Annotated in this window: 25 protein-coding genes; 8 read left to right on the top strand and 17 right to left on the bottom strand. The window is 62.2% G+C overall.

Annotated elements, in window-relative coordinates; all coding sequences use genetic code 11:
* Window positions 1-138: 138 nt before the first annotated feature.
* On the top strand, window positions 139-1,011 hold the full coding sequence (locus CPZ00_RS00525) for a fumarylacetoacetate hydrolase family protein (protein WP_096388888.1): 873 nt from the start codon (window positions 139-141) through the stop codon (window positions 1,009-1,011).
* An 825-nt stretch (window positions 1,012-1,836) separates the two neighbouring features.
* Here CPZ00_RS00525 and CPZ00_RS00520 read toward each other — a convergent pair.
* The 6 genes from CPZ00_RS00520 to CPZ00_RS00495 form a co-directional block, all read right to left on the bottom strand.
* Window positions 1,837-2,532 (bottom strand): ABC transporter ATP-binding protein, encoded by a 696-nt coding sequence (locus tag CPZ00_RS00520; protein WP_096388887.1) that lies wholly within the window; start codon window positions 2,530-2,532, stop codon window positions 1,837-1,839.
* A gap of 2 nt (window positions 2,533-2,534) precedes the next feature.
* Window positions 2,535-3,305: an ABC transporter ATP-binding protein gene (locus tag CPZ00_RS00515; protein ID WP_233255109.1), complete on the bottom strand. Its 771-nt coding sequence runs from the start codon at window positions 3,303-3,305 to the stop codon at window positions 2,535-2,537.
* A gap of 138 nt (window positions 3,306-3,443) precedes the next feature.
* A complete protein-coding gene (locus CPZ00_RS00510; RefSeq protein WP_096388885.1) occupies window positions 3,444-4,979 on the bottom strand; it encodes a class I adenylate-forming enzyme family protein in 1,536 nt (511 codons plus the stop codon).
* Window positions 4,980-5,185: 206 nt separating this feature from the next.
* On the bottom strand, window positions 5,186-5,641 hold the full coding sequence (locus tag CPZ00_RS00505) for a MaoC/PaaZ C-terminal domain-containing protein (RefSeq protein ID WP_096388884.1): 456 nt from the start codon (window positions 5,639-5,641) through the stop codon (window positions 5,186-5,188).
* A 111-nt stretch (window positions 5,642-5,752) separates the two neighbouring features.
* Window positions 5,753-6,706: an electron transfer flavoprotein subunit alpha/FixB family protein gene (locus CPZ00_RS00500; RefSeq protein WP_096388883.1), complete on the bottom strand. Its 954-nt coding sequence runs from the start codon at window positions 6,704-6,706 to the stop codon at window positions 5,753-5,755.
* Entirely contained in the window at window positions 6,703-7,494 is a 792-nt protein-coding gene (locus CPZ00_RS00495; protein WP_096391538.1) for an electron transfer flavoprotein subunit beta/FixA family protein, read from the bottom strand. The genes CPZ00_RS00500 and CPZ00_RS00495 overlap by 4 nt, the downstream gene beginning before the upstream one ends.
* A gap of 794 nt (window positions 7,495-8,288) precedes the next feature.
* On the opposite strand from CPZ00_RS00495, the gene CPZ00_RS00490 reads away from it, so the two are divergent.
* Together CPZ00_RS00490 and CPZ00_RS00485 are read left to right on the top strand one after the other, a co-directional pair.
* A complete protein-coding gene (locus CPZ00_RS00490; RefSeq protein WP_096388882.1) occupies window positions 8,289-9,050 on the top strand; it encodes an IclR family transcriptional regulator in 762 nt (253 codons plus the stop codon).
* Between the two features lie 124 nt (window positions 9,051-9,174).
* Window positions 9,175-10,350, top strand: coding sequence for an acyl-CoA dehydrogenase family protein (locus tag CPZ00_RS00485; RefSeq protein ID WP_096388881.1), 1,176 nt, complete (start codon window positions 9,175-9,177; stop codon window positions 10,348-10,350).
* A 309-nt stretch (window positions 10,351-10,659) separates the two neighbouring features.
* Here the strand turns inward: CPZ00_RS00485 and CPZ00_RS00480 are convergent, their stop codons facing one another.
* A complete protein-coding gene (locus CPZ00_RS00480) occupies window positions 10,660-11,952 on the bottom strand; it encodes an ABC transporter substrate-binding protein (RefSeq protein ID WP_096388880.1) in 1,293 nt (430 codons plus the stop codon).
* A gap of 170 nt (window positions 11,953-12,122) precedes the next feature.
* Here CPZ00_RS00480 and CPZ00_RS00475 point away from each other — a divergent pair, with 170 nt between their 5' ends.
* From CPZ00_RS00475 to CPZ00_RS00465, 3 genes are all read left to right on the top strand, one after another.
* Window positions 12,123-12,983, top strand: coding sequence for a branched-chain amino acid ABC transporter permease (locus CPZ00_RS00475; RefSeq protein WP_157744143.1), 861 nt, complete (start codon window positions 12,123-12,125; stop codon window positions 12,981-12,983).
* Between the two features lie 2 nt (window positions 12,984-12,985).
* Complete coding sequence (locus tag CPZ00_RS00470; protein ID WP_096388878.1) at window positions 12,986-13,999, top strand: branched-chain amino acid ABC transporter permease; 1,014 nt, start codon at window positions 12,986-12,988, stop codon at window positions 13,997-13,999.
* A 93-nt stretch (window positions 14,000-14,092) separates the two neighbouring features.
* Window positions 14,093-15,604 carry a class I adenylate-forming enzyme family protein gene (locus CPZ00_RS00465; protein ID WP_172861723.1) on the top strand — a complete coding sequence of 504 codons (1,512 nt, stop codon included), beginning with the start codon at window positions 14,093-14,095 and terminating at the stop codon, window positions 15,602-15,604.
* A gap of 708 nt (window positions 15,605-16,312) precedes the next feature.
* Here CPZ00_RS00465 and CPZ00_RS00460 read toward each other — a convergent pair.
* The 9 genes from CPZ00_RS00460 to CPZ00_RS00420 form a co-directional block, all read right to left on the bottom strand.
* On the bottom strand, window positions 16,313-17,335 hold the full coding sequence (locus tag CPZ00_RS00460) for an LLM class flavin-dependent oxidoreductase (RefSeq protein ID WP_096388876.1): 1,023 nt from the start codon (window positions 17,333-17,335) through the stop codon (window positions 16,313-16,315).
* A gap of 115 nt (window positions 17,336-17,450) precedes the next feature.
* Entirely contained in the window at window positions 17,451-18,476 is a 1,026-nt protein-coding gene (locus CPZ00_RS00455; protein ID WP_233255108.1) for a sensor histidine kinase, read from the bottom strand.
* A gap of 133 nt (window positions 18,477-18,609) precedes the next feature.
* Window positions 18,610-19,731 carry a hypothetical protein gene (locus tag CPZ00_RS00450; protein ID WP_096388874.1) on the bottom strand — a complete coding sequence of 374 codons (1,122 nt, stop codon included), beginning with the start codon at window positions 19,729-19,731 and terminating at the stop codon, window positions 18,610-18,612.
* A complete protein-coding gene (locus CPZ00_RS00445; protein ID WP_199243369.1) occupies window positions 19,731-20,252 on the bottom strand; it encodes a hypothetical protein in 522 nt (173 codons plus the stop codon). The genes CPZ00_RS00450 and CPZ00_RS00445 overlap by 1 nt, the downstream gene beginning before the upstream one ends.
* A 29-nt stretch (window positions 20,253-20,281) precedes the next feature.
* A complete protein-coding gene (locus tag CPZ00_RS00440; RefSeq protein WP_096388873.1) occupies window positions 20,282-20,638 on the bottom strand; it encodes a PRC-barrel domain-containing protein in 357 nt (118 codons plus the stop codon).
* Between the two features lie 276 nt (window positions 20,639-20,914).
* Window positions 20,915-21,604, bottom strand: a complete 690-nt coding sequence (locus tag CPZ00_RS00435; protein ID WP_096388872.1) for a competence/damage-inducible protein A — start codon at window positions 21,602-21,604, stop codon at window positions 20,915-20,917.
* A 91-nt stretch (window positions 21,605-21,695) separates the two neighbouring features.
* Complete coding sequence (locus CPZ00_RS00430; RefSeq protein WP_096388871.1) at window positions 21,696-22,502, bottom strand: DUF5803 family protein; 807 nt, start codon at window positions 22,500-22,502, stop codon at window positions 21,696-21,698.
* 25 nt (window positions 22,503-22,527) lie between these two features.
* On the bottom strand, window positions 22,528-23,298 hold the full coding sequence (locus tag CPZ00_RS00425; protein ID WP_096388870.1) for a DUF2110 family protein: 771 nt from the start codon (window positions 23,296-23,298) through the stop codon (window positions 22,528-22,530).
* On the bottom strand, window positions 23,298-23,822 hold the full coding sequence (locus CPZ00_RS00420) for a transcription factor (protein WP_096388869.1): 525 nt from the start codon (window positions 23,820-23,822) through the stop codon (window positions 23,298-23,300). Before CPZ00_RS00420 ends, CPZ00_RS00425 begins: the two co-directional genes overlap by 1 nt.
* Window positions 23,823-23,977: 155 nt before the next feature.
* Here CPZ00_RS00420 and CPZ00_RS00415 point away from each other — a divergent pair, with 155 nt between their 5' ends.
* Window positions 23,978-25,057 carry a hypothetical protein gene (locus tag CPZ00_RS00415; protein ID WP_096388868.1) on the top strand — a complete coding sequence of 360 codons (1,080 nt, stop codon included), beginning with the start codon at window positions 23,978-23,980 and terminating at the stop codon, window positions 25,055-25,057.
* A gap of 19 nt (window positions 25,058-25,076) precedes the next feature.
* Here the strand turns inward: CPZ00_RS00415 and CPZ00_RS00410 are convergent, their stop codons facing one another.
* Window positions 25,077-25,658, bottom strand: a complete 582-nt coding sequence (locus tag CPZ00_RS00410; RefSeq protein WP_096388867.1) for a tRNA (cytidine(56)-2'-O)-methyltransferase — start codon at window positions 25,656-25,658, stop codon at window positions 25,077-25,079.
* 100 nt (window positions 25,659-25,758) lie between these two features.
* On the opposite strand from CPZ00_RS00410, the gene CPZ00_RS00405 reads away from it, so the two are divergent.
* Window positions 25,759-26,727 carry an NAD-dependent epimerase/dehydratase family protein gene (locus tag CPZ00_RS00405; protein ID WP_096388866.1) on the top strand — a complete coding sequence of 323 codons (969 nt, stop codon included), beginning with the start codon at window positions 25,759-25,761 and terminating at the stop codon, window positions 26,725-26,727.
* Window positions 26,728-26,784 lie beyond the last annotated feature (57 nt).

The following is a 26,784-nucleotide window of genomic DNA, read 5'->3' as shown; positions in this document are numbered from 1 at the left end:
GGCAGCCGGGTGAACGCTCGCGCGAACATGTCCGGACCCGATTCGTCTTGCTTCGCGTCTCTCTCCACCGGATCCGACCGCATCCGGCGTGGATCCGACTTCGTCATGATTATGTATGTGCTCCCCAGTCACACGGGTATGCGATTCGTCCAGTACGACGAGGGTCGCCTCGGATTGCTCACCGACGACGGAACCGGCATCATCGATCTGACGGACCGGCTCGGGCTCGGCTCCGAGGATCCGCTGGCGGAATACATCGAGGGCGACTACGACGCGAGCGAGTACGCCGACGCCGAGGCGGACGTCGCGGTCGAGGACGCCCATCTCGGCTCGCCGATCCGCCGGCCCGGCAAGGTGATCGCCGCGCCGCTGAACTACGAGAACCACATCGAGGAGGCGATCGCCGACCGCGACATCACCACCGACGAGTGGTTCTCGATCGAGGACAAGGGTTACTTCCTGAAGGCCCCCTCCAGCGTCGTCGGCCCCGACGACGGGATCGAGCTCCCCTTCTCGGACCGGCGGTGTGACCACGAGGTCGAACTCGCGTTCGTGATGGGCGAGGACGTCAAGGACGTCTCCACCGAGGAGGCCTGGGACAGCATCTTCGGGTACACGATCCTGCTCGACATCTCCGTCCGCGGCGACCAGGACCGCTCGAACCGCAAGTCCTACGACACCTTCACCGTGATCGGCCCGGCGGTCGTCACCGCCGACGAGATCGACGATCCCCAGAACCTCGACCTCGAACTCGAACTCAACGGCGAGGTCCGCCAGTCGGACAACACCTCGGACATGGTCTACACCTGCGGCAACGTCGTCCAGTACGCCTCCATCGGCGCCACCGTCGAGGCCGGTGACGTGATCACTACCGGCACGCCCGAGGGCGTCGGCGCGCTCGCCGACGGCGACACGATCGAGGCCACCATCGAGGGAATCGGTTCGATGACCGTCGACGTCACGGAGCGCGACCGGACCTTCGACGACGTCAACGTGAACAAGGACGGGTAGGCGGGGTCAATCCGGAGGCACGTTGGGGTTTTTTTTGGGCTTGTAGTATAGAGGACGGCCGTCCGGAGAGTCGGCTATCGTTCGATTCTGTCCGATCTAGGGGTGGGACGGGCGGAGTGCTTCGAGACTCGTTCCGCGAGTAACCCACCGATCGATCATCGGGGAACTTGATCCGTGACCCATCGGACCGCCGTAAGTGGCCGAAAACATCGCATCGCGGTTATGGTACGTTTCAGCCGTATGATCGGAGATATACCAGTTTCATATACTGTATGAATTTTTGATAATTTATGTCAATCACCGCCGAAAACCCGTTTACAGGTCGTTGAGTCGAATGTCCACGTGATCGACGGGCTGCTCGTCTCACGTGTGAAGCCAACTAACGTACCACCGCGACGAAGGAGCCGTATTATGGTAGCGGATGGGGTGGACGGGATCCGAGTGGTTTGGCAGCATTCGACCGCTTCAGCGAGGGAAGCGCCGTGAATTGTGGTGTCATTTGTGAAGTGAGATCGAACGACGTGCTGACGAGCGAAATCGGAAAATAATATAAAGCATATGATTGGTATGGTGTGTGTAGTACATACTAAACCCGAAATCTTTGGAATCGATCAGGATGCATATACCATTCAAAACTTACCACCTAACGTATGTTTCAAAAGATGGAACTTTGAAACCATAGTTCATAAATATTTTAAATGTGTCGCCCTCAAGACAGCTCAAAACTGGCTCGAAGCCTTCACCGCCTTCCACAATGCACGCCAAACTTAACGCGACCAAGTGTGTCGGTGTAGATGCTACCTCAGTCCTACGGGCCAGAGACGCTCAGACGGTTAGATACTCCTCGAGTATCGCTTCGTTATCGCTTAACTCGGTTGAATCACCGCTATATTTCACTTCGCCCTTCTCGATGATGTACGCCGTATCGGAGACATCGAGCGCGAGTTGACTATTTTGCTCGACCAGGACGATAGTATGTCCGTCTTGGTTGAGCTGGTCGATGATCTCGCCGATCTCAGTCACGAGCTTCGGCATAAGTCCCTCGGTCGGCTCGTCGATGAGCAGGACGTCGGGCTCCGAGACGATAACGCGCCCGATCGAAAGCATCTGCTGTTCGCCCCCCGAGAGCGTCCCTGCTTTTTGTCCCATTCGTTCTTCAAGCCGTGGGAAGTACTCGAACGCCGGTTTGAGTGGCTCCTCGGTGTTCCGATTCGAATCGAGCCCAACGAGTAGGTTCTCACGGACGGTTAGATCCGGGAATATTCCCCGATCCTCGGGAACGAATCCCACTCCCTTTCGGAAGACGTCCTCGGGAGCGAATCCCGTAATGTCCTCATTCCGTAGCTCGATCGTTCCGCGCCGCGGCGGCTGGTGACCCATAATCGATCGTAACGTGGTCGTTTTGCCGGCCCCGTTGCGCCCCAGGAGCGCGACCACTTCCGATTCGTCGACCGCCATAGAAATCCCGTTCAACACGTGGGAATCTCCGTAGTAGGTGTGGATCTCGTCCACTGAAAGCATCGCTATTCACCTCCAAGGTACACGTTCTGTACCTGACTGTTCTCCCTTACGTCCGTCGGATCACCTTCGGCGATCAACTCCCCGTGGTGTAACACGCTGATCGTATCGGCAAGGTCGTGAACCAACTCCATATCGTGTTCGATCAACAGGATCGTCCGGTCATCACTGACGCTTCGGATCGTATCGACCAATTCCATCGTTTCGTCCGTTGTGAGTCCGGCTGCCGGTTCGTCGAGCAAGAGCAGCTCAGGATCGAGGCTGAGTGCGATCCCGATCTCGAGTTTTCGTTTCTGTCCGTGCGAGAGCTCGCTCACCTCGGCGTCGGCGGCGTCACCCAAGTCGACTTGGCGTGCGACCTCGTAGGCTTGCGATTTCACCCGTTCGTCATTTTCGATGTCGGAAGCAAGAAATGATAGTGAAAAGCCATCCGTTCTCGTCGAAAGGACTCCGAGACGAAGGTTCTCCATCACGGTCATTCCGTCGAAGAGGTTCGATATCTGGAACGATCTCGCGATCCCGTGATCGACGATCTGGTGCGGTTGCTTTCCGGTAACGTCCTCCCCTTTGACTTCGATCGTCCCTTCCGTCGGCGAGAACGTTCCTGAGAGGAGGTTGAAGAACGTGGTCTTTCCTGCTCCATTGGGTCCGATGAGCGCCCTGAGCTCGCCGTGCTCAATGGCGAAGTCGACGTTATCGATCGCGAGGAACCCGCTGAAGGACTTTGTGAGGCCGTCGGTCGATAGTACTTCACTCATACGTCGGATACCGATCACTCTACTTCGATAGTTATATATTTATGGGTTAGATGATCGCCGGTCCGACGGTCTGTCGGGCTTGGGGGTGACGTCTATCGGTCCACGCGGATGGTGACTCGCGAGGTCGGTGGCCGTTTGGGGCGACCGACCCACGGGTCAGTCCGGTCGGTACTTGAATCGTTGCTTCTTGCCTGTAGCCGTCCGTTTCACCGACTCGACGAATTCGTACTCCCGTGGCCGTTTGTAATCGGCCAGATCGGAGTCGTGTTTGCAGTACGTATCAAGCTCGTCTTCCGTCACCCCGTCCCCCGAAACGTATGCCTTCACTCGCTGGCCCCACTCTTCGTCCGGAACGCCAACCACGATTGCGCTAACAACGGCATCGTATCCTTCGAGGGTTTCCTCGACTTCGACCGGCGAGACGAGTTCACCACCGCTCAGGATCATATCGTCCGCCCGGCCCGTGATCGTCACGTAACCCGCCTCATCACGGACGGCCAGGTCCTTCGTTCGATACCACCCCTCCTCGAAGGACCGGTTCGTGGCATCCTGTGCGTTGAAGTAGTAGTCGACGAGCCCTTCGCCTTTGACGAGCAATTCACCCTCCTCGCCGACGTCGGTTTCCTCTTCCGGAGAAACCCCATCCTTCGGATCGTACTTCGCGATCCGGACCTGTTTGGCAGCGCTGGGTCGTCCCGTTTTCCCGGCGTGTTCCGGGAGATCCTCGGGACGAAGGATGAGGTCGTACATCGATTCGGTCGAACCGTAGCCGTTGAAGATGTTCGGAGTCAGCGATTCCGAAAGCTGAGTCACGAGTTGCTTCGAAAGCGGAGAACCCATACAATGGAGCACCTCGACCGTCGAGAAGTCGAACTCATCGATATCGTCTCGATCCGCCATTCGCTTGGCGACGGTCGGAACCGTGACGACGTACGTGACTCCGTGTTCACTCACCGCTTCCGGCGCCATATCGGGCCCCCAGTCCTTTGCAAGCAGGAGGGAGCCGCCGGCACATAACACGGGATTGATCATCGTACCCATCCCACCGGCGTGGAAGAACGGGGAGAGTTGGAGGCCGACCGTTTCCTGGGTGATATGGCCCTGCGCGGCGTGTGCTTGCTGGATACGGTGGTAAGCGGATGCCTGGCTGATGACGACGCCTTTCGGCCGTCCGGTGGTGCCGCTGGTGTAGAGGATGTAGGAAATACGCCCGTCGTTCGGGCTTACAGGCGAGGGTTCGCTATCGACGCCGCTGTCGAGGACGCTGTTGAAGGTCTCTCCCTGCGGCGGCACTCCACCGACCTGTATCGGTCTGAGGGACGTCCCGGAGTTCTCGATGGCCGTCTGGATCGTCTCACGATCCTCGTGGTCGTAGACGATCGCCTCGGCGTTCAGGTCGTCGATCACGTACTCGAAGTCGGCCGCACTGAACATATAGTTCAGCGGTACCGGTATCGCGCCGATCCTGTAGCAGGCGTACACCGAGAGCGGAAATTCCGGCGTGTTGTACAACACGATCGGCACACGGTCGCCCTCACGAAGTCCCCGCTGTTGGAGTCCGCTTGCGACACGATTCACTCGTTCGTCGAACTCCGCGTAGGTCCACTCCTCATCATCATCGAGCAGTTGCAACGCGACTGAGTCACCCCGATGTCGTACGTTCCGCTTCAAAAGCTGGCTTTGCGTAATCATACCGTGGTGGATCGACCCAGTGGATAAAAAAGGTTCCTTCGATTTTCCGTCTCTCGCGATCGTTCGCGGACCGATTCGATGACGATCGGGTATGTACGTGCTGCCAAAACGGAACGCTGAGGCTGCAGATCTCCGGCCGACGTGGTCGCTGTGTCCCCCTCGCGTCGCGAAGCTGGCTGAGCGCTAGCACCTTACTTCGATGGGCGCTATGCTGATCGTTTCTCGATGATTCCCCGGGACAGATCGGTCATCACAGGTTCACCGTCCGCGTTTGCTACTGTTCGTTTAAAATCGACGTATCCGCCGTCAGGGTGGCAGTCTTCGTCCGATTTCGCCTGGATCTCGACGCCGAGTGTCAGGTCCTGACCCGGAGCCACGGGTTGGTGCCATCGAAGCTGGTCGATTCCAACACCACCCATAATCGCCACGTTATCCTCCGCTTGCAGATACTCTTCGGTGAAGACACGAGTGGCAACACAGAGGGTGTGGAGTCCACTGGCGATGAGCTGGCCGAACATCGATTCACTTGCGGCTTGCTCGTCCATATGGAACGGTTGGGGGTCGAACCGTTCGGCGAATTCGACGATCTCGTCCTTACGTAGCGTGAACGTACCGACTTCGAACTCAGCACCGGGTTCCAGATCCTCGTAATACTGCACCATAATACGATGTGACGAGAGATAACATAAATAGGTTCGTGTCGAGCACCTGGATTCGGCTTCCGGTGCGACGGGCTGTTACGGGAGAGCGATCAGACCACGCGTTCGAAGCATCTACTGGAACTGCTCCGTCAATGCTGGAACGACGTCGAAGAGGTCGTCGTGGATCGCGTAGTCGGCGATGTCCATGATCGGGGCATCCGTATCGGTGTTGATCGCCACGATGGTATCCGACCCTTTCATACCAGCTACGTGTTGGACCGCTCCGGAGATTCCGATGGCGAGATACACATCGGGCGTCACGACCTTCCCGGACTGTCCGACCTGCCGGTTCTTCGGAAGCCACCCGCTGTCGACGATCGGGCGGGAACAGGAGATCGTCGCATCGAGCGACTCCGCCAGCTCGCGGATGATGTTCAGGTTCTCCTCCTCGTCGATCCCGCGTCCGATCGAGACGAGGACGTCCGCCTCAGAGATGTCTACTCCGCCACCCGTCGTCTCACGGAAGCCCGTAACACGGGAGCCGACGCTTCCCTCATCAAGGCTAAAATCGACGGTTTTGACGCTGGCCGTCCCCGTCTCTGCAGCCATCGGCCACTCCGCACCACGGATCGTGACGACTGCAGATCCATCCAACTCGTTCGTCGTCGCGACCTTCCCCCCGTACATCTCCCGTGTCACGGCGAGCGTCGCATCGGTCGCGTCGAGTCCGATGACGTCGGTTGCCAGTGGGAGATCGAGCGTGTTCGCGACGGCTGGGGCGTAATCGAGACCGTTGGCGCTGTTCGGTGCCACCACGTACTCCGCAGCCACCGCCTTGTACACCTGCGTAACCGCCTGAACGTAGACGTCGTGGTTGAATTCCATCCCCTCGTCGACGGTGTGGATCACGTCGACGCCCTGTAGATTCAGCTTCTCGGCGAACTCCTCGACCGGTCCACCGATGATCAAGAGATGGAGGTCCCCACTCGTTTGTTCGGTCAGCTTCGCCGCGGCGGTGACCAGTTCGAAGCTCACGTCCCGCAACGACCCTTGCCGATGATCGGCGACGGCGAGGACGTCCGTCATTGGACCACCCCCTTGTTCTCAAGCAGATCAGCCAACCGTCCGGCCGTCTCCTCGGCATCCCCCTCGAAAACGGTCGCGGCGCTCTCGGTTTCGGGCTCGTACATATCGGTGAGTCTGAGTTCGGGCGTGACGGCATCGCTCGTGACGCCGAGATCAGTCAACGTCACCGAAGCAAGCTCCTTCTGGCGAGCCTGTCGGATACCGCGCATACTCGCATAGCGTGGTTCGTTGATCCCCGATTGGATCGTCAGAACCGCGGGGAGTTCGATCTCGGTTTCCTCTTCGATTCCGCCTTCGAGTTCACGGCGGACGGCCGCCACGCCATCCGCAATCTCGTGGTTGAGGTGATTGACGACCGCTCCCCACTGGAAGCCTATCTCGCGGGCCAGGGAGACGCCGGTCGCGCCGAACCCGTCGTCTCCCGCCTGAACGCCGGAGAGGATCAGATCCGGATTCTCGGATTCGACGACTGCGCTGAGGATGTCCGTTTTCGCGTTCACGTCCAGCTGCGAGACGTCTTCGAGCGCCTCGTCCCAGATCCGTATCCCTCTGTCGGCGCCCTTCGCGAGCGCCTGCCTGATGGTATTCTCACAGCTCTCGGGGCCGATCGTAACCGTGACGACTTCTTCGATGACATCCGCTTCCCTGAGCTGGACTGCTTCTTCGAGGGCGAAGCTATCCCATTCGTTAAGCTCAGTTTCGAGGTACTGTGGTGGGATCTCCGTCCCCTCGATCTCGAATTCGTCTCCGACGGTTACCACTTCCTTGACCGTGACCAAGGCCTTCATCAACTGGCCACTCGTTACTACTAGTATAAATGTATTTTGGTAGTTGAGCATATCATCCGCCGCATCGAGTAGTAACTGAGTGACGTGATCCATTCGGAACACACTGCCGTCGGATCGTTTCGATGTACGTCGATCTATGGCGGTTCATGAGCGTCCCGTATCCACAACGATGAGGAGACGCGGTCCAGACGGTCGCTCCGAGTGATCCGCCTGAGACCGGTGAGCTCCTGAAGCAGCCATCGAAACAAGAACACGTTTAACCATATTAGACGAGTTGCTGGTTTGACGTTCGTCGGATGAATAAATGACTATAGTATGATTGTAATCTATGGGTAATGACGATCCTCATATGACATCGCGGCACCCGATAAACGGTTCGTCCGGCCTTTCGTCACTCCAATAAATTACAAACATAGATTTGTAATCGCTGGCAAACTCCCCTGTAGAGATCCCTACGGCGACGAGATCGTCGATCGTCACCCAGTGCGAGCACACTGCATTCGTTTAGCCATTTTGAACCACGATACTGTGACTGGCTCGATACTCCCCGTTCGATCGTCCATTACGTCGGTCCACCGGGAGCGGTAGTGCTACGAACTGATCCCTGCTTGCTGCTGCTCATCCGCCGCTAGCTGATATTTCGGCGGTATCCTCGAATCTCCTGGCTGAGCATCTCGGCGGTTTTCGGCGAGCCTTCGGGCTAACGCTCGGGGCTCGGTAGCCTCCACGGAGGGATGCTATCTCGGTTTAACATATCCGAACGAGTTATTGGATAGCGGTTGATACCGATACGTATGAACGAAAGCACGCCGCCGATGAAGTCCGTCCAACGAGCCTTCGAGATCGTTGAAGCGCTTCGCGACAATGGGCCGGCAGGCCCCTCACGCATCGCCGAGGAACTGGGTATGCCAAAGAGCACTGCCTACGTGTACCTCCGGTCGCTCCGTGAGACTGGGTTCGTCATCGGGGAAAACGGACAGTATCGGCTGAGCTATATGTTTTTGAACACCGGATCGCGAATCAAGCATCGTCAGCGAATCTTTCAGGTCGCTCGTGGGGACATAGCACGACTCGCCAATGAGACCGGCGAGTCCGTTACTCTCTCGATCGAGGAAGCTGGTCGGACGATCGTTCTCCAGGAGGAGTCGAAAGAGGAATCGATCGATCTCGGTCTGTACTCCGGAATGTCCGCGCCGCTGCACTCCCAGGCTGGTGGTAAGACGATCCTCGCCGAGTTGCCACCCTCGCGGATCACCGATATCATCGACAGCCAGGGGCTCACGGCGGCCACCAACCACACGATCACCGACGAGAAGCGATTACGCGACCAACTCGAGACGATTCGAGAGACGGGGTACGCTGTCGACTGGGACCAGCACGTCGTCGGTATGGGGACGATGGGAGTCCCGATCGTCGTCGAGGGTGAACCGATCGGGGCGATCGGGATCGCCTGTCCAACCGAGCGGATGAAAGACGAGGACTACCAAGAAGATCTGTTGAAACTCGCTCGAGAGTGTACGGAATCGATCACGGTGAGCTACCAGTACAGTCGATAAGCGTCGAACGATAGCATCCGTCAGTATCGGGCGCTTTCATCCTGACGCACTTTCGGCCAAGAACCCGCCCCACCCCGTCACCAACAGCAATAAATTTAAGTAGTGGTACTCAGTTCTACTGTGTATGCAGTTTGGCCTGACTGATGAGCAACAAGCCGTCAGGGAGACGGTTCGTGAGTTCGCTGAGAACGAAATCGAGCCGGTCGCCCAGGAATACAACCGGAACCACGAATATCCACGCGAGATCGTTGATCAAGCGAACGAGATGGGACTCACTGGCTCGCTCCTCCCCGTCGAGTACGGCGGAACGGATATGGGATATCTCACGGAGGTCGTGATCACCGAGGAACTCTGTCGCGTTGATCCGGCCATCGGCGTTGCGATCGGGTCGTGGAGTGCGGCCGCGAACCTGATCGTCGACCACGGGACCGAGAAACAGAAAGAGGCCTTCGTCCAACCAACGGCCGAAGGCGAGATGACTGGCGGTGTCGCGATCACGGAACCACAAGGTGGAAGCGACGTCACCGGGATCGAAACGACCGCGGAGCAGGACGGTGACGAGTACGTCATCAACGGGACGAAGCTCTGGATCACCAACGGCGGGATCGCCGATTATACGATCGTCTTTGCCAGGACCGGTCCGCGTAACGAGGACGACCCTCACCAGGGGATCAGTGCCTTCATCGTCGACACGGATCAGGAGGGCTACTCGACGGAGGATTCCGACCTGATGGGCCTGCACGCCGAGAACAACACGACGGTGTACCTTGATGACGCCCGCGTCGCCGAGTGGCGGATGATCGGAGAGGAGGGCGAAGCCTTCCTCCATCTGATGGACTGGTTCAACAAGAACCGGGCCAAGAGCGTCGGCGCCTTCGGTATCGGTCTCGCACAGGGTGCCTTCGATAAGGCGTTCTCCTACGCCCGCGAGCGCGAGCAGTTCGACGAAACACTCACCGATTTCCAGGGATTGCAGTGGAAGTTCGCGGATATGAGCATACAAATCGAATCGGCACGTCAACTCACCTATCGGACCGCTTCGCTTCTCGATGAGGGAGTCGTCTCACCGAAACACTGCGCCCTCGCGAAGGTCAAAGCCAGCGAGACGGCTCGAGAGGTAGCCAATGAAGCGCTCCAGTTACACGGTGGACACGGATACTCCAAGGACTATCGGATCGAGCAGTACTACCGTGACGCGAAAATCTTCGAGATCTTCGAGGGGACCAACGAGATCTGCCGAAACATCGTTGCGAAGGAACTGATCAAGGACGACGGACTCATCGAGTACCGGAACCACTAGCCTTCCGAGACTTTCGGTTCCTTCACGACGAGAATTTCACCGCACCGTTCCGCTGCTATCGTGACTTACTGGCGAGCTTGACGTCGGTGATTTTCTCCGATCGACACCGTATACGAGACCCTCTGTGGGTGGACTCCTCGTGTCCTCGTTCCAGACTGCGTATCGGTCACCAGCGCTACGCGTTTGCTGGGGTTTCGACAGGCTCGCTTCGGTTCACATCTCGTTTCCGATAGCCCACCGGTTTATAGAAGAACGGACGGCGACATCGCCCGACGGGGTCATATACCGCGGATACGACCCTCGATCGGTTTAGAATTCACACTGCGTCGGGATGTCCCTGAGTGGGTCCAGTGCAGCTGCTTTCATCTGGGTGAAACTATCATTCTCGGCGCGCATGATCGCCTGCTCGTAGGTCATTTGGTTGTTGGCCGAACGTATGAACGCCGCGCGTGCATAGTTATCCGCGCTGAACTCCCGTCCCTGAAGGGCGCCGATAAGCGCATCCGTGTCCCCTCGCCCCCCGTAGTCGATGCTCGCAGCAGTTGAGAACACTTGGTTCATCATATCGAACGGCCTGATGGACTGCATCATTGGCATTCCGTCCATCCGGCTCTGATACTCATCGATGAAGTTCTGGATGTACGGCGTATCCCAGAGCCCGACCGCGCGAGGCATAAACGCGGTGATGATCGTCATTCCCTCGATGGCCTGCTCGAGATGTCCGCCCAAGAAATCCGAACCGGGAGCTGCGACCTCCATCTCCTCGAAGATCCCGTAGCTATTGCCCTGTTCGAGGAATGCTGCCGCGTCCGAGCCACCCATAACCGGAACCAGGACGTCCGCATTCGTGTCGATGCTCGAGATGTAACTGCTCTGGTCGGACGTCCCCAGAGGGACGGCGACGGAGTTGAGCACCTCCCCTCCCGCGTCCTCGAATTCGGCGCTGAAGTTCTCCAAGCCGCTTTGCCCCCACGCGTAGTCGGAGTAGTAGATGCTCATCGTCTGGCCGACGTTCTCGTAGAGCCACGGACAAAAGGGGATGGCTTGGTGTTCGGTCGTCGGTCGGAAGCGGAAGAAGTAGCGGCTACAGTTCTCACCGGTTAGTGATGGAGATGCGGACGTCGCGTTCAGCTGGATCACTCCGTTCCGTTTGGCGACGTCGGTGATTGCACGGGTTACCGCGGACGACGTCGCTCCGACCAGGATGTCGGCGTTCTCGGCTTGTACGAGATCGCGTGCTTCTTGCACAGCCGTGCTCGGGTCCAACTGGCTGTCCCTGTTCAGCACCTCGATCGTGTTCCCGTTCACTCCACCGTTCTGATTGATCCGATCGGCAGCGATCTGAACGCTTGCCTCGACCGATTCGGTGAACACGGCGTACGGTCCCGTCTGTGGATGGATCGTCCCGACCGTAATCGTCCCATCTGAAGCGCTACTGCTCCCGCCGGAGTTTCCACCGGTTCCGGTCCCGGCGGAGTTCCCGTCTCCGTCGTTCCCCGATACGGAACCACCGTCCCCGGAGCAGCCTGCTAGGAGCCCAGCGCCCGTCAGCGCCGCGCCCGATTTCAAGATTCTCCGCCGTGTTGACAAGGTCTCACGCATACGAGGCTGACTATGAGATATCTAACTAATAAGTGTATGGGAATTTGTTTGACATAGAGTTGAGCCGTTTGGGCGAGCGAACCCGCAGCGGTTGCTCCGGGAGCCGTTCGACGAGAAAATATACTACAGATGATGGAAATCATTATTTATGTTGACTTGAAATGGGGGGTATGGTCGAGTTGAGTCAGATAGTCATTCCCATACTAAACGGGTTGTCGACCGGGCTTTCATTGGCATTAGTTGCCGTTGGGCTCACGCTAGTATTCGGTGTTATGCACGTCGTAAATATGGCTCACACGGAGTTCTATATGATCGGCGCGTACCTGATACTCGTGTTGTTAGGGGTCGTTGGGAACTACTGGGTCGCGTTGGTCCTGGCGGCGGTCGCAGTTGCCGTCATTGCGCTACCGGTTGAACGATTCGTATTCGCTCCGATCAGGGATAGGGACCCGGTACAGTCGATGATCATCTCTTTCGCCCTGCTATTCATTTCACACCGTGCCGCCTTCGAGATATTTGGGGGACGGATTCGATCGATATCGACACCAGTTAGCGGGGCGACGGATCTGTGGCTCGTCACGTATCCGACCGAGCGGCTGCTCATCATCGTCGCGGCCGCCGTCGTCCTGACCCTGGCCTGGATCTTCCTCGAACGGACGCGCTACGGCTTGCTCATCCGGGCGAGCGCGCAGGACATCGAAAACGCCCGGTCGCTCGGGATCCGTGTGGATCGAGTGTACGCGATGACCTTCGCGATAAGCGCGTTTTTGGCCACGATCGCAGCAGGATTCCTTGCGCCGATCCAGGGAGTCTATCCAACCGTGGGGCTCACCGTCCTGCTGGACATCTTCATCATCGCCATCGTTGGTGGAATGGGCAGCATTCCGGGCGCCGTCGTTGCAGCCCTCCTGATCGGGTTGACTCGATCCATCGCCACGATCTGGATAGCACCCTGGACGACACAGCTCCTCGTGTTCGTGCTCGTGATCGCCGTCATACTGGTTCGCCCACAGGGAATCTTTTCGAACTGACAATGTTTCAGAAACTCCTCGGCAGCTTCGACGATGGACGACTCGCTTCCCAACCGATCCGGACGCTCGCGGTGATCGGCGTTCTCGGGCTACTGTTCGCTGCACCCCGGTTAGCCAGCGCCTCCGACGTCCGACTATTGACTCAGATCCTCGTATTCGGCCTCTTTGCGCTGGGGTACGATGTTCTCTACGGCTACAACGGCGTGGTCAGCTTCGGCCACGCGGTGTTTTTTGGCTTGGGTGGGTATCTCTTCGGCGTTCCGTTCACGCAGTTCGGGGTCGAGAGCATCTGGCTGATGCTGGTCCTCGCAGTTCTCGGAACCGCCCTGATCGGGCTTTTGATCGGGATCGTTTCCGTTCGAACCCGGGACGTCTATTTCTCGATCCTCACGCTGATTTGGGCACTGGTCGTGACGACGATCATCAAGAACCTGGAGATCACTGGTGCCCACGACGGGTTCTCCCTGTCCCTTCCTGACCTCGTTTTGGTCCCCGGCACAGTTAGCGTTTCCCTCTACGAACAACATGTCGTCTACTATCTCGCGCTGGTCTGTCTGCTCCTGACGTTCCTCATCGCCAATCGTCTCGTACGCTCGCCACTTGGGGAGGTTCTGCAAGGGGGGAAAGCAAACAGTAACCGACTCACGTATCTCGGATACGATGAACGGAAGTATCGCGTGGTCGCGTTCACGATCTCCTGTGGTATCGCTGGATTCGCCGGTGCACTTCAGGTGATCTTAACGGGCTACGTGAGTCCGAGCCTGCTGAGCTACCTCTTGTCAGGAGAGGTGATCCTATGGACGATCATCGGCGGTGCCGGAACGCTCGTCGGTCCGATTCTCGGTGCCTCCGTCATTACGCTGCTCGAGGAGTCTCTCAGTGGCTTGATTTCCTGGTGGGAGATCCCTGTCGGAATGATATTCATTGCCATTTTGATATATATGCCGGACGGTATCGTGGGACAGGTACGAACGCTGTTCCACAGCTGGGCGACTCGGGACGAGTCCGACGAGTAACCGTTTCCGCTGACGGAACGATCTACCCCGATGCTTACCGCAGAATTGAAATAGTCCTATCGTCTGCACTAACCTATGCTAACGCCACGTGATATGCTAGAGCGGAACGTGGAGTACCGTGGGGAGAACGCCGCGATCGAGATCCTCGACACGGACGAAACGTGGAGCTACGCCGAGTTCGATTCGAAGGTGAATCGGATGGCGAACGGATTGCGGAACCGTGGGATCCGTGAAGGCGATCGAGTGCCGATCGTGTTGTACAACACTGCGGAGTACCCACTCTCCGTGTTCGCATGTTACAAGATCGGCGCCGTTCCGGTCCCGTTGAACTACATGCTCACGCGGGCCGATTTCGAACACATCATCGGAGAACTCGGCGCGGAGGCCGTTATTTACGACGCTCGAGACAGCGAGGACATTGAGACAGCTGCAAAGGCGGTTTCACGGACTCCACGGTTAATCGAGGCGAACGGCGAATCTGCCAGCGAGGAGTCTTTCGAGGACGTCCTCACATCGGGTTCGGCTGCCAGCCCACCACAGCTACCGACGAACGAAGGACGACTCTGTTATATGCTGTACACGAGCGGAACGACTGGCCAACCGAAGGGGGTCGCCTTCACGCAGGAGACTGCACACCATCGGATCCAAGAGGCCTACTCCGCACAGGGATTCATCACGCAAAAGACGGTCGGATTGCAGCTCTCACCGTTCTTCCACGCCGGTGGAATGGGTGCGATGATCAACCCCACTCTCTGCGCGGGTGGGACCATCCTCCTAGCCGAAGACTGGGGGCCTGAGATGGCGCCAGCGGTCATCGACGAACACGACGTCACGTACGTCGTGACCGTCCCCACGGTCGCGAAACGGCTCGCTGAACAGGAGCACATCGGTGACTACGACCTCTCGTCCATCGAAGCAATGCAGTGTATGGGTGCGCCCCTCTCAAAATCGCTCGCGAGTGATCTCATCGAGAAAGTCACACCGAACATTTACAACAGCTACGGCTCCACGGAGACGCTCTACGATCTTATGCTTCGCCCCGATGACCTTCCCGAGAATGCAGGGAAGACCGGTCGACCGAATCCAGACAAACAGGTCAGGATCATCGAATTCGGGCAGAACGAGGACTTCGATCCCGACGATCGAGCTGAAGCCGGGGAAATCGGCCGTATCATTACGAAGGGGGAGGGCATTATGGACTACTACTTCGACAACAACGATGCGACGGAGGCGGTCTTCACTGAGGGTTGGTTCTACACGGATGACCTCGCGATCAAGGACGAACAGGGATACGTCTCAGTCACCGGCCGTGCTGACGGCATGATCCTGAGCGGGGGCGAGCTCGTGTCGCCGGCGGAGGTCGAGGAGGCATTGGAAACCCACGAGCGCGTTGACGGAGCTATCGTCGTCGGGGAATCCGACGAGGAGTGGGGTGAACGAGTCAAGGCCTTCGTCACCGGTGAGGAGCTCACCGAAGCCGAGCTGGAGGCCTACTGTAAGAACAGAGAAGATCTAGCGAACTACAAACGCCCCAAGCAGTACGAGATCGTCGAATCCATCGAACGTACCGCGACGGGGAAGAAACAACGATTCAAATACGAATGACGCCGATGATTCAAACCGATACGCGATCAAGCGACTGCAGGTAGCGTCGCTCACTGGTCGGCTTTTCTCGTGCTCGATTGAGCGCTGGGCTCCGACGTACTTCTTGACGAGAGTCCGAGCCGAACCGATCGCAACTGCCGAGGTACCGTTCCCACATTCCAATATATAATATATTAATATATAATTATATTACCACATTTAATACAATATATAATTTAGAGATAGTTTATAAAAGACGACAAAATATGGTTGCTACCAACCGACGGAGTGTCGATTTATTCCGGTATCGTGATACTAACTCATCGGGTTATTAATCCGAGCAAAAAGTAATATCTTCAGCCTAATAGTTCATTTCATATGCATCTCGTTCACTTATTCATATAAAATATTAATATTTAACGAATAGTTCACCGATATCAGTGGTTGGGAGATCCAAGATAATCATCGAGGTTCTCCGCTCTTTCCGACTGTTTCGAGAGGACCGTGTTTTCCGTATTCCGCCTTGAATCGCCATATTACGCGATTCTATCGAGCTTTCCTTGCGGGAGTACAGCTGGGTTCGGGAACACGTTTGATTCGCCGTTCCGAATATATTATTTAAAGTTATTATATATCCTTTCTAATTGTATTTCTATTCTGTCTGTTTTTAATTAGTGTATGAATTTTTACTTTTATTTCGACGTCCAGCCGATGCCGACGGCCCGTGACTCAGACGACCCCGACGCCCTTGGCGATCAGCTCGTGCGACTCCAGCGCGTCAGCGTGGCTGGCTTGGACGTGCTGGATCATCACCTCGTCGACCCCGACGCGGTCGGCGAGCCGTTCGAGCAGGCCCGCGATCGTGTCGGGAGCGCCGGATATCGCCCGCGGCCACTCGTCGGCGGCGAGCGTCTCCGGGGTCGGCTCGGGCACGCCGCCGAGCTCGTCGATCGCTTCCTCGATCGACGGTCGGGTGCCGACCACCCCGCGGCGCATCCGGGCGAAGGAGGCCTCGGCGACGGCGCGGCGCCGGGCCGCCTCCGCGTCGGTCGGCGCACAGACGGCGTTGACTGCCACGATCCCGTGCGGGGAGTCGGGCGCGCCGGGTCTGTCGGCGGCCTCGAACCGACTCCGGTACGTCTCGAACGCACGTTCCGCGAACCCGGGGCGGATGAAGGCGGCGAAACAGTACCGCAGGCCCAACTCGCCGGCGATCGCGGCGCTCGAGGGACTGGACCCGAGCACCCAGGGGACGGGCGTCTCGGCCCCCGACCGCGGGATCTCCAGGTCGCTATAGGCGTGGTCGTCCGGGAACTCGTCCGCGAGGTGGGCCACGACCGCCTCGATCTTCTCCCGGTGGTCGCCGTCGGGGTCCGTCGCGTGGCGGTCGGTGCCGAGCGCGCGGTCGGCCGCCGGCGAGCCGTTCGCGCGCCCGAGTCCCGCGTCGATACGGCCGGGAGCCAGCCCGTCCAGCGCGCCGAAGACCTCGGCCACCTTGAACGGGCTGTAGTGGTTGAGCAACACGGCCCCGGACCCGAGCCGGATCGTGTCCGTCTCCGCGGCCAGATGTCCGAGCAGGACCTCGGGCGTCGTGCCCGCGAGCGTGTCGGCCATCGCGTGGTGTTCGGCGACCCAGAACCGCTCGAAACCCAATCGATCCGCCTGCTGGGCGGCCTCGACGGTGTTTTCGTACGCGTCGGCGGCGGTTCCTGCGTCGGGGACCGGCGAGAGGTCGACGGCGGAGAGCTGCATACTCGCCGTACGTCGGTCGGGCGGAAGAACCGATCGACTCGAGGGTGGACGCGGCAGCCGCGTTGCCGGTTCGGTGACCCCGATCACGGCGACGGGATCGGCACGACGCTCCGCCTCACGGTGCGACGTCGTCGATCCCGGTGATCTCGAAGCGGGCACCTCCGTTCCTGCCGTCGGTGATCCGAAGCTTTCCCCCGTGCGCCCGCGCGATCGACGCCACGATCGGGAGTCCGAGCCCGCCGGTTCCACCGGTCGAGAAGTCGGCCTCCAGTGCACGCTCGCGGATCGGCTCCGGGATCCCGGGGCCGTCGTCCTCCACGTAGAAGCCGTCCTCGAGGGGACCGACCGTCACGGTACAGTCCGGGCCGGCGTACGCGACCGCGTTGCGGAACAGGTTCTCGAGCAGCTGTAGCAGGAGCCGGCGGTCGCCGTGTATCGTCGGCGTCCGGTGGACGGCCAACGTCGCGTCCGCGGTGGCGACCCCCGTCCAGGCCGCCTCGGCCAGCTCGGAGACCCTGACCGGCTCGACGGCGGTCAGCGTGCTCGAGCGCGTGAACTCGACGGTGGCTTCGGCGATCTCCGCGATCCGCTTTGCGGCCCGACGGATGATCTCCGTTTTCTCCGTCTCGTCCAGTTCCTCGCCAAGCAGCTCCGCGTAGCCGTCGATGACGGTCAGCGGGTTTCGGATGTCGTGGGTGAGCACCGCGAGGATCGTCTTGAGCTGATGTTCGCCGGACGTGGCCGCCAGTTCGGCGAGCTTGCGTTCCGTGATGTCGTAGTGGATCACCGTCGCGTACCGGCCGCCGCCGTGGTCGAACCCGACGGCCTCCATCCGGAACCAGCGCTGTCGGTCCGGCGAGTGACAGGGATACTCCACGTCGAGAGGCTCGTCGGAGCCGCCGAGGATCGCCCGTAGTCCGTCGACGATCGCGGCCACGTCGGGGTCATCGTATGCCCGCTCGCTGATCGCCAGGTAGTCCCGTCCGACCCAGTAGTCCGGGTCGACGCCGTGGTTCTCGTCCGCGAACCGCCGCCATGCGTCGTTGACGAGAACTATCGTGCCGTCCGAATCGAGGATCGCCAGCTCGACCGGCAACGTCTCGAGGGCGCGCGGCGAGATGGTCGAGAGCCGTTGGGTCACTACGGTCCCGGAGAACGCGACGGGGTTTGAAGCTATTGGGGGCATCGGGCCCGACGGCTCGACGTCCCGGTCACGGCTGCACGCTCACCGGTCACGGCTGCACGCTCACCGGTCACGGCTGCACGCTCACCGGTCACGGCTGCACGCTCAGGTCGAACGCGTAGACGGTCCCGTCGACGGTGGCGAAGAGGTGGTCGAACTCGATCCCGAGCTCGAACGCGTCGTCCGCCGGGAGATGTTCGCCCGCCCCGAGCCGCTCCATCACGGACCGGAGCGCCGCGGACATCGGCAGCTCCTCCTCGTAGAAGGGCGTTCGAACGGCGGTCCGGACCACGTCCGCCTCCCCGTCCGGGAGCGATCCCGGTGAGAGGTCGGCCCGAATCAGCGTCGACCGGACGTGGTCCTCGAAGCCAGCACGCGTGTCCGCGACCGGCTCGACCGAGTGGGTCGTCTCGGTCGGCGTCGCGGTCCCCTGCTCGGCGCGAGCGGCGAACCACCGGTCGTTTGAGCGGACGTACTCGAATGACGGATCGGGAACGAGGACGCTCGCGTCCGCGTCGAGGAACTCGTGGTACAGCGGCCCGCGGGTGCCGAACGCGTCCCCGCCGACGTCGATCGGCGGATTCCGGTCCGCGTAGACGGCCCCGAGCGCGGCGTCGACGATCCGACGATCGGCCGCCGAGAGCGACTCGATGGGCGGGGTCACCCCTTCGGCGTCCTCCGGCGGATCGTCCACGAGGTCGAGGTAGAACTCCCACCACTCCCGCTCGACGGTTCGCTGGTCCTCGATGTGGACGCGATAGTACGTGTCCTCGGCGTCTCCGTCGTCTTCGGCGTCTCCGTCGTCCTCGGCGTCCCCAGCGTCCGCGACGTCTTCACCTGATCCCTCGTCGACGATGAACCGCGCCGCCTCACGGGTCTCGGACCCGAACTCGTAGGTGTAGGTCAGCTCGTAGTTGAGCGCCGTCATCGATCCGGTCCGGATCAGGGTCCGGTAGCGGTCGCGTTTGTATCGGTCGGGATAGTCGATCGCGAACCGCGCGGTCGGCGTCGTCGGGTCCGCCAACAGCACCGAATCGGGAAGCGACTCGCGGTCGTACGCGCTCAGCCGAAGGGTCTCAGCGGTCCGGCCGAGACAGCCGGCGACCAGCGGGAGCGTCGTCGCGGCGACCGTGGCGGCCCCGGACGCGAGGAACCTCCGGCGCGACCGGCGTGAGCGACCCCCGCGGTCCGACCACCGCGAACGCTCCCGCATCAGTACCCTCCGGGAAGCGCCAGCAGGAAGCTCACCACGACGAACGGGATGGAGAACAACAGCGCGTAGCTCGCGCCGCCGGCGGCCAGCAGGACCCACGTCGAGGGACCGTACCCGGTCGGGTCCCAATCCAGAGCGAGCCGGGGTAACGCCACGTTCGTGACCACGGGTACCCCGACCGCGTAGCCGACGAACAGCAGTACTGCGACGGTGATGAAGGCGTTGCTCCAGGCGGCGCCGGCCGTATCGACCGTCGTCGTCACGACGGTCGCGCCGACGATGTACGGGATCGAGCCGCCGACGCCGGCGAGCAGGTACGTCGGGAGGACCGACCCGGTCGGCGGGAGCGCCGCGAGCAGCGACCGGATCCGGTCGACGATGAGGAACGGCGACCAGAGCAGGGTCGCGATGAGTCCGGGAACGAGCAGGAACCCGGCGAAGGTGGCCCACTCGACCGGCGGCGCGAGCGCCGCTTGCAGCGAGACGGGGGTATGTATTGGAGGAAGTATAGCGGGGATCATATATGGTCTGGTGTGTAGCTGGGCGGGAATCAGTCCCGTGCGGCCGGACCCCGGTCGTCTCCTCGCGCGGTCGAGTCGTCTCCTCGCACGGGTGAGTCGTCTTCTCGCGCGGTCGAGTCGTTGCCGCCTTCCCTCGGGCCGTCCGCTGTGGTCGGATCGATAAGGATGTAGTCGCTGCGCGACCGGAACGTCCGCGCCGGGATCTCGACGTGCCCGTCGTCGTTCGTCTCGAACCCCGGAAGCGTTCGGCCCTCGGGATCGATGACGAACCGTCGGAGGTCACCGGTGGTCGGATCCATCGTGACGTTCACCAGCGTGCCGACCTCCTCGCCGTCGACGGTCATCACGCTGTACCCGGCGAGGGTCGATCCGAGTATCTCGCCCATATCGGGACAACGACGTCCGGTATAAAAGACGTGCCGTAGGCACAAACTGCGGTCGAAGTCATCCGTCACCCCTCACCGTCGACCCGAAGCCTGAACGCTTACAACCCCCGCGGGCCAACTGCGCGTATGCTACCGCTCGCAACCGGATCCGCGTCGCTACCGATCCCCGAGACGTCCGTCGCCGTGCTCGTCGTCAGCCTCCTTTTGACCGCCGTCTGGCTGGCCTCGGTCTATCGATAGGCCACCCGGAGGCCGGAATCTCCGTGGATCCGCCCGCTACGCCGGTGACTGCACCCGCTCCCGGAGCCAGCCGGCCGCCTCCTCGGCGGTCGCGACCTCCTCGGCGGTGAGCTTGATCCGGACCGTCTCGCCGGGATAGGAGCCGACCGTGACGTCGAAGCGGTCGCGGAGTTCCTCGAGCCGGTCGATGAGCGCGCTCTCGGGCTCGTCGACCTCGACCGTTACGACGTGTCGCGGCGTTCCCGAGAACTCGTCGGCGATCCGCTCGAACATCGCCCGCATCTCCGCCGGGACGCCAGGCAGAACGTACACGGTCTCGACGACCGCGCCGGGCGCGACCCCGGAGTCGTTCTCGAGGAGGCGCGCGCCGGCCGGCAGGTGCGCGGTCCCGTCGGCCAGATCCGCCGCGCTGTAGCCGTCCTGGCCGTCGAGCCACTCGACGGCGTCCGGATGCTCGACTAGTTCCCGACCGAAGGCCGCCGCGACCCCCTCCATCGTGCGGTCGTCGTGGGTGGGGCCGAGCCCGCCGGTGACGATCACGGCGTCGTACTCGGCGTAATACTCGTTGACCGTCCGGGCGATGTCGGCGACGTCGTCGGGAAGCGTCGTCACGCGGCGTACCTCGACGCCGCGCGCGTCGAGCCGGTCGCACAGCCACGTGGCGTTCGTGTTCTCCGTGTCCCCGGACAGCAGCTCGTCGCCGACGGTGACGATCCCGACTCGCATACCGGCCGGTAGGTGCCAGCACGTCAAAACCCCGTCGCCGTCGGGTCCGGGTGCGGTCGGAGGGGATCGTCGATCGGCCCCCGGGACGGTGCTACCGCATCCCCGGAGGCGGACCGTCGTCGTCATCGAGGTCGTCGAGGTCCGACTCCACGTCCTCGAGGCCCATCTCCCGGCGTCGATCGCGGAGGGCCTCCAGCTGGCGCCGGAAGTAGAGGTAGCCGGCGACGCCGATCACCAGCGCGACGACGGCGATGACGCCGAAGACCGGGAGATCTCCCCGGCGATACGCCTGGACTACGAGCACGGAAGTGGTGACCTCCTCCCAGACCAGCCGTTCCTGTCCGTCGATGGTCGTCGCCTCGTAGCCGCGCGGGGAGGCGTGGCCGAACGGTCTGAGGTCGGTCGTGAACCCCTCCGGCAGACGGACCTCGTAGGATCCGGTCACGTACGTCCGCGCGATGAACCGGCGCGGGGAGCCGTCGCCGGCGTAGGCGATGGCTCCGCCGTCCATCCCGTCGCCGAACCGGACCCACACCTCCTCGGTCGTCTGTTCGATCTCGCCGCCACGGGCCCGGAACTGGGATCCGTTGATCACGGTCCCGTTCGGATACTGGTACCGGAACGCCCGCAACTCGAGCGGGTCCTCGGTTCCGTACCCGGTCTCCTGGTACAGACGGAACTCCTCGCGGCCGGTGGCGTTGTAGACGGCCAGATACGTGCCGTCGGTCCGCAGGTCGATCCGGGCGTCGGTCGAGCCGTTCCAGGGGTACTCGCCGGGCGGCTCGGCGTCGAGCGTCTCGTTTGCGATCTCGCCGCCGCCGGTGACGTAGCCGAGACAGCCGGCGCTGGCGGCAAGTAGCGCGACCGTCGCGAGCGCCAGGATGGATCGTCGGTTCACGGATACGAGTGGAGACGGCGATCGGTCAGACGACACACCGGAGTTCGGCCGGGAGGTACGATCCGATCGCGGCCAGCAGTCCGGGCGGATCGGTGCCCTCGCCGCAGACGATGCTCTGTTCGAGCAGACCCAGCCGCTCGACCGTGACGATGTCGCGTGCGTGGCCGGCGCGGTTGACCGTCGCGCGGGCCTCCCCGCGGGTCACGGAGTTGACGGTCACGCGCCCGGGACCGCGCTGCCACTCGTAGAGGCGGTCGCGTTCGGCGTCGGCGAGCCTGGAAGTGGCGTCCGCATCGTCGCTTCCGCCCTCGTCGCTTCCGCCCTCGTCGCTTCCGTCCTCGTCGCTTCCGTCCTCGCCGTCCGCCTCGTCGACCGGGGCAGCGTAGACGAACCGCATCGGAAGGTGCTGGACGAGGCCGAACCGCTCGACCACCTGCGCGGGCGATCCGCGACCGAGGCCGATCCGGTCCGCGGGGATCCGGACGTCGACGCCCGACCCCGCATCGAGAACGAACCCGTCGTCGTCCCAGGACTCGAGGGTGCCGACGTACTCCTCGCCGGGCTGGAGCCCCTCGTCGTGGGTCACGATCTCGCCCCACTCCTCGGCGAGCGCGTTGCGCGCGACCGTGGCGTCCTCGCCGGTCACGTCGACCTGGACGAAGTCGTCCTCGCGAACGCCGACCTGCCACTCGACGTGGAGGTCGCCGATCGCGTTGTCGACGAGCGCGTTCATCCCGTCGAGCGCGCGGTCGCGTGCGTCGCCCGAGACGTAACACTTGGTTGCCAGGACGACCATCAGTTCCCCACGTCCGCGTTGAGTTCCGTGCGCAGCTGGTCGACCCGCCACTCCATCGCCTCGACGAGCCGGTCGTTCTCCATCGCCTCGATCGGCGAGCCGCACTCGGGACACTCGAAGCCGAAGTCCATCGCCTCGCCGAACTCGAAGCGGATCGAGCACACGTCACAGAGGTAGAACTCGTGGGTGCGCTCGTACTCCTCACGCTCCTCGAGCGCCTCGAGGAGCCGGTCCATCTCCTCTTTGAGGTTCTCCGGAATGTTGTCGTAATGGAAGGTCCACAGGTACGTGAGCCACCCGGAGTCCTCGTCGCGGACGCGACGGTACGTCGCCAGGTCGTTCTCGTACAGGATGAACAGCGCGCGACGAACGTCGTTGAGCTCCAGGCCCAGCTCCTCGGCCAGCTCCTCGTCCGTCACCTCCCCCTCAGGGGGTGCGGCCGCAACCGGCATCCCCGTCGGTCCCACCAGCTCGTGGAGGTACTTCTGGATGACGGGGTCGTTCAACAGATCCTCAAAAGCCATTGCGGTGTACTCGACTCGGCAGTCGTTTAAAAGGATCGAAGCGATGGGCGACCGGCTCCGGATCGGCTGGCACCGGTCGGCCGGTGCGTAGCTCGCCCGCAACGTCGCATCCGCACGTCGGCAGACTCTTGTGGCGACGGGGCGACCCCGTGGATATGTCCGACTCCGACGTCGATCGCGGTCGGTCCGGGGCGGGCGCGATCGCCACGGAATCGCCCTCGCGGGCCGAGTTCCTGGGCGCGGCGCTGCTCGCGACCGTTGCGATCGCACTCCTCGGCGGTCCGGCGGTTCTCGTTGCGGAGGTCGTGGTCGGCGGTCCGTTCGACACGAGCGTGGCCGTCGCGATCGCGACGGTCGGTGGGCTGGGCGGGTCCTACGCGCTCGGTCCGGTCATCGTCGACCGCGCGATCGATTCACGGTCGGCGGCAGTCGATCCCGGGGCGGGCGGCGGGTCCGCGTCCGCCGACGGCGCCGCATCGACCGGGGATCCCACGGTCGACTCCCTGGTCGAGCGCGTCGCGGACGTGGCCGACGCCGCACGGATCGACCCGCCGGCAGTCCGCGTCGTGGACCGACGCGCGATGAACGTTGGCGTCGTCGCGACCCGGACGGGGACGACGCTCGTCGTTCCCACGCGGCTGGCCGACCTCGACGATCCCGCCTTCGACGCGCTGGTCACCCACGCGCTGCTTCGCGGGAGCTCACGCCGCGCGCGGCTCGCGACCGCGCTGTTGGCGCCCGCGCTCGTCGTCGAGGTGGTGGCGCTGCTGGGCGCCGAGCTCCTCTCACGACGGACCGGATACGGCGACGCCGATCACGGCGATCGGTCCGAGCGCCCCCGAATGCTTGGCGCCGGCGACCGCGGCGACCGGTCGGTTCCCTGGGTCGTGTACGCGCTCGCCGGCGGCCTCCTCCTCGTGGCCGTCGCGCCGCTGTGGATTCCCTTCGCGCTCGGCGACCGGCTCCTGATCGGTCGGGGACGGTCCCGGACCGACGCGGCCACCGCCCGGGTCGGCGCGTCCGGGATCCACGGGACCGGATCGATCGACGCCGCGTCGATCGCTGACGCGCTCCGGGACGCCCACGACGCCCGCGGCTATCGGGACTGGCCGCCCTCGCTCGACCGGCTCTCGGTCGTTCCGATGGGCGACCCAGTCACGCGCCGCGTCCGCGGAACGAGCCGGCAGGAACTTCGCGTCCGGATCGCGCGGCTCCGATCGAAGCGCTCCCGGTAGTCGTTGGGTCGAGCGTTCCTTACTCGTCCGGTTGGGAGTCTTTGACGGGTCCCTCGCCGGGTGCGTCCTCCGGATCGACGACCTGCTTTCCCTCGGCCTGCGGCACGACGACCTGATCGGCCCCGGTCCACTCGCGGTCGAGCTCGGCACCTGCGAACAGCCGGTCGAGGAAAACCGCCAGCCCGGCGACCTCGGAGTGTGGTTGGTTCGTCACGCCGACGTTGAACGCGGCGTGTTCGTACAGCTCCCAGGGCACCTTCTCGCCGCCGACGACCACGAGCAAGGGGCCCTCGGCGTGCGCCTCCCGAACGTCCTCCTCGACGGACTGGACCGGCTCGCCGTACATCGTCAGGTGAACGACCGTCCCGTCCCAGTTCCGGACGACCGACCGCTGGTCCCCGCGGAGCTCGACCGCGAAGGGGCCGCCGAACCGGTCGGTGATGTCCCGGACCGTCTCGGCCGACTGGCCGGCGTTGTCCGGGAGGATCACCCGGTCGGCGCCCAGCGCTCGGGCAGTGAGCCCGACGTGGGTCGTCATCCGGTCGTCGCGCCCCGGTCGGTGTCCGTACCGGAGCACGACGACGTCGTGTGCGTCCTGCATACCCCGCGCTTCGCCGGGCACCGGGTAGTGGCTTTCGCCATTCGCGTCCGCGACCGACCCGGAACGCAACGCACTTGCGGCACGCCCGCCGAGGGCGCGTATGAACCTTGCAGGCGCGCGGGTGCTGATCACGGGCGGCGCGGGGCTCGTGGGTAGCCACCTCGCGAGCGACCTCGTCGACGACGCCGAGCTCGTGCGGGTGATCGATGACCTCTCGAAGGGCGACCGCGACCGCGTTCCCGACGGCGCCGAGTTCGTGCACGGCGACCTCACCGACCCCGACGACGTCGGCGACGCCCTGACGTCGGATCTCGACGTCGTCTTCCACTTCGCGGCCTACACCGACACGAACTACGACGACGACCGCAAGCTGTTCGAGGAGAACACCGAAATGACCTACAACGTGGCCGAGCGGATGGTCGAGGCGGGCGTCGACACGCTCGTGTTCACCTCCTCCTCGACGGTCTACGGCGAGGCGCCTCGACCGACGCCGGAGGATTACGCGCCCCTCGAGCCGATCTCGATCTACGGGTCGGCGAAGCTCGCCGACGAGGCGCTGCTGTCGACGTTCGCCCACTCCTACGGGCTGACCGTCCGGAACGTCCGCTTCGCCAACATCGTCGGTCCCCACCAGCGCGGCAACGTGATCCCGGACTTCATCCAGAAGCTGCAGGCTGACCCCGAGACCCTGACCATCCTCGGGGATGGCCGCCAGGAGAAGTCCTACCTCCACGTGACCGACTGCGTCGACGCGATCCGGCACGTGCTCGAACACGCCGACGGCGCGTTCGCCACCTACAACCTCGGCACGCGGACGACGACCTCGGTGACCGCGATCGCCGACGTCGTGAGCGAGGAACTCGGGCTCGACCCCGCCTACGAGTACACCGGTGGCGACCGCGGCTGGACCGGCGACGTCCCGAAGATGCGTCTCTCCATCGAGAAGCTCTCGGCGCTCGGCTGGGAGCCGGAGCGCTCGAGCCACGAGGCGGTCCGTCGGGCGACCCGTCAGCTGATCGCGGAGATCGCGCCCGAACACGCCGAGACCGCGCCCGAACACGCCGAGTGAGCGATCTCTGGTGACGGGGACCCGTCCCACACCCCCCACGAACCGAACCCTTCTAAG

Source organism: Halopenitus persicus, assembly GCF_002355635.1.
Taxonomy (GTDB): domain Archaea; phylum Halobacteriota; class Halobacteria; order Halobacteriales; family Haloferacaceae; genus Halopenitus; species Halopenitus persicus_A.
This window is presented reverse-complemented; position numbering and strand designations above follow the sequence as displayed.

Coding starts and splice junctions, on each gene's coding strand:
- CPZ00_RS00525 (WP_096388888.1), top strand. CDS start 139: ATGCGATTCGTCCAGTACGACGAGGGTCGCCTCGGATTGCTCACCGAC.
- CPZ00_RS00520 (WP_096388887.1), bottom strand. CDS start 2,532: ATGCTTTCAGTGGACGAGATCCACACCTACTACGGAGATTCCCACGTG.
- CPZ00_RS00510 (WP_096388885.1), bottom strand. CDS start 4,979: ATGATTACGCAAAGCCAGCTTTTGAAGCGGAACGTACGACATCGGGGT.
- CPZ00_RS00505 (WP_096388884.1), bottom strand. CDS start 5,641: ATGGTGCAGTATTACGAGGATCTGGAACCCGGTGCTGAGTTCGAAGTC.
- CPZ00_RS00500 (WP_096388883.1), bottom strand. CDS start 6,706: ATGACGGACGTCCTCGCCGTCGCCGATCATCGGCAAGGGTCGTTGCGG.
- CPZ00_RS00495 (WP_096391538.1), bottom strand. CDS start 7,494: ATGAAGGCCTTGGTCACGGTCAAGGAAGTGGTAACCGTCGGAGACGAA.
- CPZ00_RS00490 (WP_096388882.1), top strand. CDS start 8,289: ATGAACGAAAGCACGCCGCCGATGAAGTCCGTCCAACGAGCCTTCGAG.
- CPZ00_RS00485 (WP_096388881.1), top strand. CDS start 9,175: ATGCAGTTTGGCCTGACTGATGAGCAACAAGCCGTCAGGGAGACGGTT.
- CPZ00_RS00480 (WP_096388880.1), bottom strand. CDS start 11,952: ATGCGTGAGACCTTGTCAACACGGCGGAGAATCTTGAAATCGGGCGCG.
- CPZ00_RS00475 (WP_157744143.1), top strand. CDS start 12,123: ATGGTCGAGTTGAGTCAGATAGTCATTCCCATACTAAACGGGTTGTCG.
- CPZ00_RS00470 (WP_096388878.1), top strand. CDS start 12,986: ATGTTTCAGAAACTCCTCGGCAGCTTCGACGATGGACGACTCGCTTCC.
- CPZ00_RS00465 (WP_172861723.1), top strand. CDS start 14,093: ATGCTAGAGCGGAACGTGGAGTACCGTGGGGAGAACGCCGCGATCGAG.
- CPZ00_RS00460 (WP_096388876.1), bottom strand. CDS start 17,335: ATGCAGCTCTCCGCCGTCGACCTCTCGCCGGTCCCCGACGCAGGAACC.
- CPZ00_RS00450 (WP_096388874.1), bottom strand. CDS start 19,731: ATGCGGGAGCGTTCGCGGTGGTCGGACCGCGGGGGTCGCTCACGCCGG.
- CPZ00_RS00445 (WP_199243369.1), bottom strand. CDS start 20,252: ATGATCCCCGCTATACTTCCTCCAATACATACCCCCGTCTCGCTGCAA.
- CPZ00_RS00440 (WP_096388873.1), bottom strand. CDS start 20,638: ATGGGCGAGATACTCGGATCGACCCTCGCCGGGTACAGCGTGATGACC.
- CPZ00_RS00435 (WP_096388872.1), bottom strand. CDS start 21,604: ATGCGAGTCGGGATCGTCACCGTCGGCGACGAGCTGCTGTCCGGGGAC.
- CPZ00_RS00425 (WP_096388870.1), bottom strand. CDS start 23,298: ATGGTCGTCCTGGCAACCAAGTGTTACGTCTCGGGCGACGCACGCGAC.
- CPZ00_RS00420 (WP_096388869.1), bottom strand. CDS start 23,822: ATGGCTTTTGAGGATCTGTTGAACGACCCCGTCATCCAGAAGTACCTC.
- CPZ00_RS00415 (WP_096388868.1), top strand. CDS start 23,978: ATGTCCGACTCCGACGTCGATCGCGGTCGGTCCGGGGCGGGCGCGATC.
- CPZ00_RS00410 (WP_096388867.1), bottom strand. CDS start 25,658: ATGCAGGACGCACACGACGTCGTCGTGCTCCGGTACGGACACCGACCG.
- CPZ00_RS00405 (WP_096388866.1), top strand. CDS start 25,759: ATGAACCTTGCAGGCGCGCGGGTGCTGATCACGGGCGGCGCGGGGCTC.